The organism is Enterococcus sp. AZ163 (genome assembly GCF_050498925.1).
Lineage (GTDB): Bacteria > Bacillota > Bacilli > Lactobacillales > Enterococcaceae > Enterococcus_A > Enterococcus_A ferrettii.
In genome coordinates, this window is record NZ_JBIPAO010000001.1 from 58,412 (window position 1) to 71,068 (window position 12,657).

General features: G+C 40.3%; 11 protein-coding genes. 1 reads left to right on the forward strand and 10 read right to left on the reverse strand.

The genetic code is table 11. The annotated features are described in order from the left end of the window. Positions 1–95 precede the first annotated feature (95 nt). From IGI46_RS00320 to IGI46_RS00340, 5 genes are all read right to left on the reverse strand, one after another. Positions 96–581 (reverse strand): signal peptidase I, encoded by a 486-nt coding sequence (locus tag IGI46_RS00320; RefSeq protein WP_429972613.1) that lies wholly within the window; start codon positions 579–581, stop codon positions 96–98. Continuing rightward, on the reverse strand, positions 565–1,365 hold the full coding sequence (locus IGI46_RS00325) for an LPXTG cell wall anchor domain-containing protein (RefSeq protein ID WP_429972614.1): 801 nt from the start codon (positions 1,363–1,365) through the stop codon (positions 565–567). The genes IGI46_RS00320 and IGI46_RS00325 overlap by 17 nt, the downstream gene beginning before the upstream one ends. Before the next feature lie 83 nt (positions 1,366–1,448). Next, the gene (locus tag IGI46_RS00330; RefSeq protein ID WP_429964374.1) at positions 1,449–2,303 is read right to left on the reverse strand and encodes a hypothetical protein; all 855 of its coding nucleotides are present in this window, start codon (positions 2,301–2,303) and stop codon (positions 1,449–1,451) included. Between the two features lie 32 nt (positions 2,304–2,335). Beyond that, a complete protein-coding gene (locus IGI46_RS00335) occupies positions 2,336–2,965 on the reverse strand; it encodes a signal peptidase I (RefSeq protein WP_429964375.1) in 630 nt (209 codons plus the stop codon). A gap of 591 nt (positions 2,966–3,556) precedes the next feature. Beyond that, positions 3,557–4,591, reverse strand: a complete 1,035-nt coding sequence (locus tag IGI46_RS00340) for an aspartate-semialdehyde dehydrogenase (RefSeq protein WP_207704145.1) — start codon at positions 4,589–4,591, stop codon at positions 3,557–3,559. A 194-nt stretch (positions 4,592–4,785) separates the two neighbouring features. Between IGI46_RS00340 and IGI46_RS00345 the strand changes: the two genes are divergently transcribed. Next, complete coding sequence (locus IGI46_RS00345) at positions 4,786–5,679, forward strand: LCP family protein (protein ID WP_429964376.1); 894 nt, start codon at positions 4,786–4,788, stop codon at positions 5,677–5,679. A 125-nt stretch (positions 5,680–5,804) separates the two neighbouring features. Here the strand turns inward: IGI46_RS00345 and IGI46_RS00350 are convergent, their stop codons facing one another. From IGI46_RS00350 to IGI46_RS00370, 5 genes are all read right to left on the reverse strand, one after another. Further along, a complete protein-coding gene (locus tag IGI46_RS00350; protein WP_429964377.1) occupies positions 5,805–6,032 on the reverse strand; it encodes a CsbD family protein in 228 nt (75 codons plus the stop codon). Between the two features lie 55 nt (positions 6,033–6,087). Then, a complete protein-coding gene (locus tag IGI46_RS00355; RefSeq protein ID WP_429964378.1) occupies positions 6,088–6,690 on the reverse strand; it encodes an alpha/beta hydrolase in 603 nt (200 codons plus the stop codon). An 80-nt stretch (positions 6,691–6,770) separates the two neighbouring features. Continuing rightward, positions 6,771–7,091: a DsrE/DsrF/TusD sulfur relay family protein gene (locus IGI46_RS00360; protein ID WP_207704142.1), complete on the reverse strand. Its 321-nt coding sequence runs from the start codon at positions 7,089–7,091 to the stop codon at positions 6,771–6,773. A gap of 136 nt (positions 7,092–7,227) precedes the next feature. Next, complete coding sequence (locus tag IGI46_RS00365; protein WP_429972615.1) at positions 7,228–11,721, reverse strand: bacterial Ig-like domain-containing protein; 4,494 nt, start codon at positions 11,719–11,721, stop codon at positions 7,228–7,230. 84 nt (positions 11,722–11,805) lie between these two features. Beyond that, complete coding sequence (locus IGI46_RS00370; RefSeq protein WP_429964380.1) at positions 11,806–12,555, reverse strand: winged helix-turn-helix domain-containing protein; 750 nt, start codon at positions 12,553–12,555, stop codon at positions 11,806–11,808. Positions 12,556–12,657 lie beyond the last annotated feature (102 nt).

The following is a 12,657-nucleotide window of genomic DNA, read 5'->3' on the forward strand; positions in this document are numbered from 1 at the left end:
ACAAGGTTCTGCATACAAAAAAATCAAAAAGCTGCTTGGCCTTTTGATTTCATTCACTGGTTATTTGGGTTAATTTTTGGCTTCTATGTTTCCTTTTATTTTCGCCGAGTATCCAAGTAGAACAGTAGAAAAAACAAACTTATACTTATTAATAAACCTGCTGGTGTACGCACAAACTGGATTATATACCCGATTAGAGGAAGTGTAGCTACCACTTTTCCGAAGATTTGTTCATCCACAATTGGCTGATCCTCAGCATTGTTGGCATCTCCTTGAGTAATAAAATGTTTGGCTTCACGTTCGATAACCCGATGTGTAGTCGTTCGATTATCGCCTTCTTGAATAAAAGTAATGATGTCATCCTTTTCGTAGTCAATCTCCTCGTGAACAATCACTAGATCTCCCTGTGACAACGTCGGTTCCATACTTCCAGAGGCCACAACAGCATAACCGTATCCAAGTATCATTGGGAAACGGCTGTCGTTACTCTTACTTTGGTATAAGCTGTAAAGATTGAAGGTTAGAATCAGTAATAAAAAGACAATCATAAGATTTTTCAGTCCATTAACGATTGTTTTCATCTTGCTGTCCTTTGCGCAAGCGAAAAATGATAAAGACGAAAAAGAGAATCAAAAATCCAATAACGATACTAGCTTTGGCTAATGACTCCCCAGTCTGAGGATACGTCCGCCACTTTTTGTCAGAGAAGAAGCCTGAGACTTTCCTATCATTTACAGATGTATCAACCGGTTTAGGTTTCCCCTGGCCGTCATCCGTTTCTACGAGTACATTTAGCGTTAATTGATAAATCAACTCTCTCGTCTTTGCTATTTCTCCATAATTCGTATCGCCGAGATCGCGACTGCGCTCAAAGGGCCACTGCCATTGCAGATTAATTGTCTCACTCATACCAGATTCAAGCTTTCGCGTATAGCTTAAAGGAAAGGTATTTGACCATAAATTCCACCGATCACTTCCTTCGGTAATCCAAGGACCATTAGCTACTCGCAGCTTAAAATCCAAAGGCAATTCGTCGATGTTCTGATCTTTGCCAATCACTGTATAGTCAATCGGATGTTCATATGTATTATGAATCGTAAAAGAATACTCACCGCTCGTTCCAGGAGCAATTAATTTTTCACCGTCAGCTGTCGTTTTGGCAGCTGTATCTACGATAATAGTAGTAAAAATATTGGTATTGGTCATCTCACCCGGACGCCAACGCTCACCATATTGATCTTCCACATAAACAAAATCCTCGACTGCAGCATAGCTAGCCTGCGTGTGTATGGTCAAACAGAGGAAAAACGCTGCGAAAATCAACAAGAGCTGTTTTACTTTAACTAGCAGATCCTTCTTCATCATTTTCCCCTTCTTTCAATCTCTCAAAAAGCTGTCTAAGGTTAGACAACCTTTTGAGAAGCTGAAAACAGCTTCTCAAATAGGAATTAATCGACTTGCGTTTTTGCAGCAGCGATTTTAATTACAAAATTAGGTACTTCATTTCCAGTTCCGTTGGCATTCAAGCCTAATTGCGTATCTTGATCGTCTTTATTTCGATCGAATTGCCATCTCCACTCGATTTTGACGGATGAATTGTTTAAGATAGTTGAAATATCACTAGGAGTGCTTTGAGGATAAATTACATCAGATTCAACACTCGTTAAGGCTTGTCTTAACCGTTTGGCTTGAGCAGTTCCATCTTCACCACTGGTAAAACCATCATAAAGTATTTTTGAAGCGCCTTGAGTAACTTTAAATTCTAGTGGCAGCCAAGCATCAAAACTATTGCTTGCATTTTTGTCAACATTCCAACCTTTAATAGCTGCAGTTGGTGCTGTGGGAATCTTCTCATTCCCATTACGATAAAACGGAATTACCGCTGAAACAGGATTTGTTCCATCCATATCCTCTGCGTCGATCATAAAGTTATACTTGTAGGCTACTTCACTAGCAGTAATAGTATCATCAACTTTGATTATCGCTTCTCCTTGTGTACCCGGAGCAATAACCTTAGTCGTTCCCTCACCTTTGACTGTTACTGGTTCGTTAGTACCTGGAATATTTCCACCAGCTTTGCTTACATATGAATTGGCAAATAGATCAAATGGTTTCATTTTTTCATCCACATTCCACTTTGCCACTCGTGCGCTATCACTAGCTTCACCAATTGTTCCTGTATACTTTGCTAACGTACCTCCTAAAAGACTTGTCGTCAGCAAAACTGCCCCAAACAATAAAACAGCGGTTTTTATAGACTTATTGCTCTTGCGCTGTGTCATTGTTTTCTTTTCATTACTCATTTCTTTCATCCCTTCTTTTCTTCCCCTTTAATTTATGATCTAACTTCTTTGCGACGCGTAAGACGCTTAGCAACAAAGTCATAACCCAAAAACAGTATTATCGGAATACCGATACAAATCAGCATGCCTAAAGGTGTTCGAGAAAATAAAATAAAATCTCCAACTTTGGGCACACGCTGTGTAAATTTACCAATAATCTTTCCTTTTTCTACCGGATCTAAATCCTCCAAATTATTCGCATCACCCTTGGTAACAAAAGTGTCTGACGCATCATTATATCCAACAATACGGTGAATGATCGCTGTTTGATTATTCTTAAACATGATCACATCTCCCACCTCTAAGGTGTCTGGATCGGTTTGTTTCGTGATCACTAAATCCCCCGCGCGAATTGCGTCTGCTTCTCCTGTGTTCATTGAGTTGGTCACAACCGCCATCGGTGCATACCCCAATACCGTTGGAATCTCATCGGGGTTTAAACTGCCCTTTACAATAATCGCCAGATTGGCTATTAGAATGGGGAGCAACAATAAGCAGATAGCGATTGCTAACCATCCTGTAACTTTTTGTGGTAATGACTTTTGTAATTTCTTTTCATTTCCTTTGCTTCCCGTTGCGTCTCGGTTCTCTTCTTCACGAATGTCCATTTCACTTTCTTCCAACAGAATCGAGCACCTCCTTCTTGTAAAACAAAGACGTAATTACCAGTTAGGTGTTGCTCAACTCAACTTCCCTGGCAAAGTCCTGACTACTTACTCTTATACAATTATAATAATATAACAATTATTAAAAAACAAGGAGTTTATCGATTTTTAAAACATTTAAAGCATTTGTTTTCTATAGCCGGAAGACATTATTGGATTACCTAAAAACTGTATAGGATATTTATACGAAAAACGCTTATATGTCAAGGATCGAGAAGGTATTTTTATCCTTCCAGAATATTTATCAAGCATGTGATGTTAATATACTAACAATACAATTCTTTTATTTTATATTTCATTAACTTTTTAACTATAACACGTAATATAACAGATGTATTTTATACAACAAAACCAATCTTTTATTTATTATCTTCTTCTACTCATTTCAACTTAATCATGATCCTCAAACTTTCCTGTGTTTACAAACTTTTTTCACTCCTTTATTTACTTTCAGAAAAAGAGTGTCCTTTCGAAAGAATTTTATCCTCCTATTTTAAATAACAAAAAAGACGTTCTTTTTTCAAAGAACGTCCTGAATCACGCGTTTATTTACAGTAAATCCATTTCCACCATTTTTTCTGCAATTTGGACGGAGTTCCAAGCGGCACCTTTTAGCAGGTTATCTGAAACTACCCACATGTGCACGCCAGTTTCGACGTCTAAATCTTTACGAATCCGCCCCACAAAGGTTTCTTTTTTGCCAACACTGTTTAATGCTTGTGGATAAATTTGTTGACTAGGATCGTCTTCCACGACCGCTCCAGCTGCATTGGCGATAACCTCTTGAATCTCCTTAACTGTTGCTGGTTTTTCCGTTTCTACATAGATTGATTCAGAGTGACCTGACAAGACCGGAATTCGAACACAGGTTGCTGAAACTTGGATGCTGTCGTCTGACATAATCTTCTTTGTTTCATTAACCATTTTCCATTCTTCATACGTATAGCCTTCTTCTGCAAATACATCGATTTGCGGCAATGCGTTAAAGGCCAACGGATAATGCTTTTTGTCTCCACCGCATGGTAGAATCTCTGCTGTCATAGGTTCATCATTTAAAAAGGCTTGCGTTTGATTCTTCAACTCTTCCATCGCTTGATTTCCCGCACCGGAAACAGCTTGATAGGTTGATACAATGATTCGTTTCAAGCCAAAAGCCTGACGAACAGGTTCTAAAGCAACCATCATTTGAATAGTGGAACAATTAGGATTCGCAATAATCCCTTTGTGGTCTCGTAATGCTTCAGGATTCACTTCAGGTACAATCAAGGGAACCTCTTTGTCCATCCGGAAGTGACTCGTGTTGTCCACCACGACTGCTCCGCGTTTTACTGCTTCTGGAGCAAATTTAGCGGAAATGCCGCCGCCTGCTGAGAACAAAGCTAAATCAACGCCTTCAAAGGATTCAGGCACTAATTCTTCAATGATCTTGGTTTCACCCTTAAAAGTTAATTCTTTGCCTGCAGAACGGAAGGAAGCTAAAAATTTCACTTCGCCTAAAGGCATGGATGTTTCTTCTAACATTTTGATCATTTGTGTGCCGACTGCGCCAGATGCACCTACAACAGCCACGTTGACTTCTCTCATCTTTATCACTCTCTCACTTCATAGTATTTTTATCATTCTATCATATACGGTATAAAAGACAACCATTGTTTTACGAACAAAGGCGAACATTTTTTGATTTTTTTCTAAGTTTCGATTTCTTTCCATGATAAGACTACCCATCTGGTGAAAAAAGTTCATAATAAGCACGAGATCACTAGAAATGAGGGTTATTTATGAAAGCTGTCAAACGGGGTTTTTTGATCCTGCTAGGCGTTATTGTACTCGTAGAAGGCTATTTTGCTTTTTCTTTTATTAACGGCTATGAATCATCTAAAAATAAAACGACTGAGGCATCCATTGAGTTTAACGGGACAAAAGCACCCGACGTTAACGACTTGAATGTGCTGATTATCGGTTCAGATTCCCGCGGAGAAGACCGCGGACGATCGGATTCGTTGATGGTCGCCCACTATGACCAATCCAAAAAGGTCCCCAAATTGGTATCGATCATGCGAGACAGCTATGTAGATATCCCTGGGCACGGGATGGACAAGATCAACGCTGCCTATTCGTACGGTGGAATTGAACTAGTCCGAAAAACACTGGAAGAAAACTTTGATCTGCCGATTCAATATTATGTCGTTATTGACTTTGATCACTTCAAAGATGCCGTAGATACGTTGTTCCCTAAAGGTGTCAGCATTGATGCGGAAAAAGATTTGGATTTAGACGGTGTTTTCATTGAAAAGGGCAAACAAAAAATGGATGGCAATACCTTGCTTCAATATTCGCGCTTCCGTGAAGACGAGGAAGGCGACTTTGGTCGAGTTCGACGCCAGCAGCAAGTAATGGAGGCTATTGCCAGCCAAATTACTAATGTAACTACCTTAACAAAACTGCCTAAAACAACCGGCAAGCTACTGGGATATGTTGAAACTAACGTACCAGAAAGCACTATGTTAAGTGTCGGAAAAGACTTTGCTTTAGGCGAAACCGAAAAAGTAGAAACTTTGGCTGTTCCTGTGGATGGCTCTTGGCAATTCAACGACTATACTGAAAGTGGTAGTGTGATTGAATTGGATGCACAGCAGAATGGTCAAGCAATTGAGAAATTCCTAACAGAATAACATGAAGCGGTCTTTCGAAAAAGACCCTTAGGCAGCAGCTAGAATCTCTTGAAAAAGAGGCTGGCTGCTGTTTTTCTTTACCCACAAAAAAACTGACCATCCGTTAGGATCGTCAGTCAGTAATTTTAATCTTCTTTTTTCTTGCTGAACTTTTCTTTTAACTTGTGGCCTTCTTCTTTGATCTCATCACCTAGGTGGCGAGCATCATTCTTAAGGTCAGCACCAAGGGATTGGCCTTTGCCTTTTAGCTCTTGGCTTTTGTCTCCTCTGACTTTGCCAGCAGTTTCGTTGGCTTTACCCTTTGTTTTGTCTTTTGCATCTTTTATTTCTTTGCTTGTGTCTGTCATAATCATGACCTCCTCTTTAGTTAAGAGTAGGCATTATTAACGCTTTTTGCAACTAATCTGCTTACATCCCTGCTAACCAATTACGGGCAGACTGCAGTTCTTCCATATTAATTTGGTGACCCGCACTTGTTTTTTCAACAGTTACATTTCCATTGCGTTTTTGGAAGGCCGTGACCAGCTCATCAAAGGACTCTTGACTAACAATTGGGTCACGATCGCCGCCGTAAGACAGCCAGACCTGTTTATCGGATAAATCAAAGGTCTTCGTATGGACCTCTAAAGACATTGGATGGAAAAACAGGCCTTTTTTCAAGGGTGTTTCCCGCTCCAATAATAAATGAGCCGCAATATTGGCACCATTGGAATATCCAACAAGTATCCAATCCTCCATGGCTACACCTTTGTCCTTACTCTCATTCTCAATCGCAGATAGCAGCTTGTCCGTTTCTTCTTCCAAACTCTCGAAATCAAATTGATTTAAGCCATTGCGTTTGAAAAAGCGATTCATGCCCTCTTCTTGGATTTCGCCGCGAAAAGAGAGAATACGGCCGCTGCCATCTAAAAAGCGGGCGATATCTACTAATGAACGTTCGTCGCCACCTGTTCCGTGAAGCAACAGTAAATTCTTGCCACCAGCTTGTCCGGCATCGTATAAAGCTTTCATCGTTCATCCTCCTTACTTACTTTTTATAAGTTAAAGGTAGCATGTTCAATAGCTGATAGCAAAGAATCTGTTTGAGACACTTAAAAAGTAACGACCTTATCTGCCCACTCCACCATTTCCACACAATCAAACATTGTAGAAATCGGACAGCTGGTCTGATCCTCCAATTGTCGTGATTTTAGACAAGTACCGCAGGCTAACAGCTCTCCACCGTTTTCTTCCAGCTTTTTCATTTCAGCCGGTACATCATATTCTTCATCAACAATCGCTTCAACTTCCACCGCTTCACCCATTAGAAAGAATTTGACTTCGTGCTGTTTTTTCAAGCTGGCAACCCCAAAGCGGAAGGCATTCCAAGCTTTCTCGTGTTCTTTCGTTTCTAGAATAATTGCTAGTTTCATCGTTTTTCATTCCTCCAACTCTCATTTACTACTGTCTTGGTAAAGTTTCTCACTAGCTATAGTATAGTAGTTTGTAAAATTTAAACAAGAGCTCTCGGCTCTGAAAAACAATGAGCTGTTTCAATCAACTATCCGTTTATTTTGTTTTCTTCCGCCACCAAAGATAGCCAGCGGCTGCTATACAAACAATCCCTAAAGCGTACAACCAGGTTTGACTCTTTTCTCCCGTTTTAGGAAGCGTCTGGCTATTGGCTGGCGTTACTTTTCGAATTGCTGTATTCGTTGGACCTGCTGTATTTGCTGAACCTACTGAATCAATTGGATCTGATGAATCTGTAGAATCTTTATCCTTCGTTCCAGTATAGTTATCCGTCTTCTCGTCGTCTTTTTTCTTCTCAACTACCTTAATCTTGGCCGTTGCAGTTACTGTTTTTTCGGTAGCTAGGAGTTTTTGCAAAAGATTCTCACTAAATTTACCCGTCTGTGCAATGGTGTACGTTACTTCATACACCCCTACTTTATTGGTATCTACCTCACCTTTTGATCGAACATCTTTGAAATTAATTGCTTTGCCATCACGATCGGCAGCTGACACAAAATTATCGGCTGGTTGCCATCCTTCACCAACATAGATCGTTGAATCTGCTACAGAGAGACTTGCTAAATTGTCTTTTACCACAATCGTTGCAACTGCACTAGCTGTTCCATTACTATAGGTAACCTTGTAAGTACCAGCCTTTTCTGGATCAACCGTGCCTGCTACCACCACTTGATTGAATTCAACCGAACTGCCATCTTTAGCAGCAGCTGACACAAAGTTATCAGCTGCCTCCCAGGAATCTCCTACATAAATTGTCGAATCCTTCACTGCAATCGTTTCATGCTCGTCTACCACCGTTATTGTCGCTGTTGCACTCTTTGCACCATTTTGATAGGTCACTTTATAGCTGCCGACTTTGCTGGTATCCACAGCACCCTTGATTGTCAATTGATCCAAGTCAACCGACTCTCCGGCCTGATTCGTGGCACTGATAAAATTATCAGCAGCCGTCCATTTATCCCCCACATGAATGGTAGAATCTTTTACTTCCACACTTGTCTGATTCGCTATGACTGTTACAATCGCAACTGCTTGTGCAGAGTTGTAGGAATAAGTAATTTCGTACTGCCCCGGTTTATTCGTATCGACTGAACCAGCTGCTGAAACTTGACTAAAAGGAACGGCTGCTCCGGTTTTGTCTTTAGCCGAAACGAAATTATCCTCTGATTTCCACTGACTTCCAGCATAAATCGTCGAATCTTTAGCAGCTATCTGCTCTTGATTGTCTAGCACATGAATCATCGCAACTGCGCTCTTAGCCCCGTTTTTATAAGTCACTGGGTAATCTCCGGCAACTGCAGTATCCACAGTACCTTCAACAGTTAACTGATCCAAGGTCATTTCTTCGCCAGCCGTATTAGTCGCTGACACAAAGTTATCTGAAGCCGTCCAAGAATCCCCAGTATAAAGTGTTGAGTCTTTAGCAGCAACACTGCTAAAATCTGGCACAGGATCTAGATACACCAAAATCGTATTTTTCTCTTTGACCAGCTGAATTTCTTTGCCTTGAATGTATTCGTCTGGAATTATATAACCAGCCGGTGCATTGGCCACATACAAATCGTATTTACCAGACATAATTTCATCAAACAAATAGCTGCCTGTTTCATCAGTAGTAAAGGTTAACGTCTGACCCGTCACCTTATCCACCAGCTTCAAGTCCACCTCAGAAATTGCTTTTGTTTTCTCATCAGAATCAAATACTTGGAATTCTGCTTGTGTTTTATAAACGATCCCTTCAGAATCACCAGCCGAAAACTTCAAGTTTAAAGTTGCTGTTTCAGCCGTACGAGATGCCTCGTTAAGCCCTTCGGTACTTTCAGAGCTGATTGTCGCTGCTGTCGAAACCTGTCCGGCATTTTGCGAAATCACATTATAGGTTATTTCGATATTTTGCGTTAAGGTATAGTCAGAAAAAATAAGCTTCGCCCCTGTGGCAGTTGCTTCAACCTGATAGCTTTCCTGAGAAACACCCGACACACGAATCGAGTTCAAATCAATCGACGCATTGGTATTGCCTTTGGTAAACAATTCAATCGTCGGATTAACAACCTTTTTAGTCTTATCATCAATATTTTGTGTTTTAACCGTAGTAGTGGTCAGATTATTGACTTCAGGAACCGCACTTTGCGCTGCTTCAATAATTGTACTAGCTTTATTGGTTACTTGAGCAGTTGCGGTCAATTCTCGATCGTTATAAAGTGGATCCTTATTCCGTCCTTGAACCGCTACTGCTGGTCCATCACTCCAACCATTGGCATACTTCCACTCAATAATGTAACGCTTATTGGTATTACCAAAATCAAAGGTATACGTCTGACTCTCTTTATCATAAGCCACCTCTGGATAGCCTTCATCCTGTTCATTCATAGGATTCTTTAAAAACAATCCATAATACCAATATTGAGGGTAAACGCCTACTTCCTTATCATTGGATATATCGTAAATATTAAAAACGACGTCCGTTTTTTCTGGAGCCTTCGCTTGCACCACAAGATTCTCTCGAGTATCCTGCCGAGGATTCACCAAAAACTGGTTCTCTTTAGCCTGCAGCGTCATTTCCGAATATTGCTTCCTTCCAGTAGTTACAGTGGTATTTATCGTTTCGTACCCATCAGCCTTAAGAGTTACTGGCAGTTTATCAATCGGAATTGCAACATTTACGGCTAGACTGTCGGGAACGTAGTTAAAGCCTAAATCAATCTGAACTGAATGCGTAATCGGGGTAGTAAATTTAATCACACTACCTTTTTCAGTTGGTGTAATCGTATAATCCTGTCCCAACTTGTAATAGAAGGAAACCTCAGGCACCTGCCGAAGCGTTAAATACTTCGGATGCTCAATGGCGATTTCTAGATTTTTAATCGGTGCACTAGTACTTCCTTCAACACCCACAGTAGTATCTGACATGTAGGCCCCATTTTCAGTGTAGTTCCCCCAGGCTGTTTCTACATTGTTAGGATTTAAAATAGAAATCGGCTGTACAAATGTATCCTCAACAATTTTAAAAGATTTCCCTTTGATTAACGGCGATTCCACATTGATAATGATGTCCTTACCATTGAAGGGAACCTTCACCCGAAACATTCCAATGCGCAACGTACTGTCTTTCTTCGCCGTTACAGTAGCGGTAGCACCATCCTTTTTCACATCAAAATATTCATCCACATTAACCATTTCAAAGGCACCTGTATTGGCTGTCAGTTGAATACTTTCAAACGCTTGACCATTTTGACTCGTTAAAATAATTTGCTCTCCAGCCTTCATTTTCGTAGGAGTCTGGTGAATATAGAGGGAATAATCCCCTTTATTATACATGCTGCCAGACATCACTGAATCGTACGACCGGTAATACACTTCTTTTTGATTTTTACTGCTTTTAGCAGTTAAGGATAGACCACCATATTGAGCCGTGGTTCGCTTCAATTTAACTGAACCAAAGCCAGTTGTAGGATAGCCCTTATTGTATGAATATGTATAATCTGTGACAGCTTCTAGTCCGGTTGTAAAATTATGCCGCACACCGTATGCTTTCTGCTGATTCAGCTGATTAATTTCCACTGAGGTATCGTATAAGGTATTGCTGGTTAGCGTATAATCGCTGCCTTCACTTAGCAAATGCTCACTTTCCGGCAAGACATTTCCTTTAATATCAACATCGTATTCGTAAACACTTAAAGGTGCTTGCTCCTCTTTTTCAAATACTGCTCCTGGAGTATCTGTCAAGGAAAGGGTCAAGGTTTCCTGACCAGCTAAAGTCCGATCCAAATTGTAATAAACCGTACCATTCAGCCCCATTACCGCTTTGGTTTCACTGTAGCGAATCGGATCGACAGTCTCATATAAATCAATCGGATAACTGTTTTTTTGCTGACTATCAATTGCTACATCCACTAGCGGCTGGCTATCTGTATATAGGTAGCTTTTCAACTCTAATGAGAAGGTTGCATCCGTGATGCGTTGAGCAAATTGGATCGTCAAGGTCCGCGTCTCAGGTGATACCTGCCAGGTTGCTTCAAGATTCTTAATCGTGCCGCTTCCAGCTGAAAAACCTAAATGCTCCGGCAACGTCAGCTCATAAGTAGAGCCTGGCGCATAATCCTGATCTTCAATCACAAAATCCAGCATCAAGCGAACCGGTGTATTATTCAAGGTTCTTGTCCGTTCCGTTTGGCTATATTCAGTACCATCCATTGCTAACAATGTTCCCTTAGCTAATAAAGAATCGGTAATCACACTGGCAGCCTTGGGTGCTGCAGCAGATTTTGGAGTTGATGAACTTTCCGTCTCACTGCTGCTTGTTGTTTCTTCAGTCAAAGAAGCAGTAGTGGCAGCTGATTCTGGTACTTTTTCTGTCGTTGTCGCCTCTGGTATCGCAGCTGATGAATCCGTGGTACTAGGTAAAACCGACTCTGACTCTTGGCTCTCAGCTTTTGCTGGAACAGTTTCAGCAAAAACGACGGCCGTATTTATTAGATTGCCACCGATAAGAATAGCCAGCAATCCCGTTGTCAATAATTTTTTCTTCAATATTTCCTCTCCTTAAGAAAAGAGTAACGCAGGCGAATTTTCTAACCTGCGTTACTCTTTGTATTCTCTTATCCGTGACTCTTATTATCCAGCTAATTGACCTTCTGATTTTGCCAGTTGAATCAATTGCCAGAACTTGTCAGTAAAGGCATAGCCTTTTTTCCAATGGTTCTTGATGATTTCATCATGAATACCGACATCTTGGAACTTACCACGAATCTTTTTAACAATGTTAGACAATGAAGAAAGCTGAGAGTTTGTTAGCTCGTCTGACCAAATATGTTCGCAAATCGATTTTCGAGAAATCGTTTTGTTTTCTACGGATACTAAATAGTAGAAAACTTTTCTTTCATTGCTGGAAAGCTTACGCAATGCCCGCAAGAATTGTTCACCTTCTGCCAAATAAAATTGGTTCGGTGTGTTAATGCTGGAAGATCCATTAGTCATCTCTACTTGCGCTGTATTAGCAGATGAAGTGCGCTCCAGTTTCTCACGCAGCACTTCAAAGGTATCAGAAGCTTCGATCCAATCATCAATTTCCAATGATGCATATTGTTCCCGGTCTTGTTTATCCGGCAGGCACTCAACTTTTCTGAAGACTTTGATATCACTTGTATTCAAAACCTTCAAAATTTCTGCCATTTGATGATCCGAGATTGTCTCACTAATTATCACTACTGGGAAAAAATTAACGATATTCATCAAGAAGACTTTATTGTTTAATTGGTCAAAATCACAAAAAGTGCAGTATACTTCATGACTAAGACGTTGAATATTCTCCTGTAGATCTTGTTCATTTAAAACATTTCTAGTTAACACTAAAATTTTTTGCATTAAAAAATCTCCATTCCTTTGAATATATGGATGCTGTTTGCCTCGAACAACCCTTACTTATTCTAAATAAAATGCCAATTATTGGCTTCATTTCATATCTAA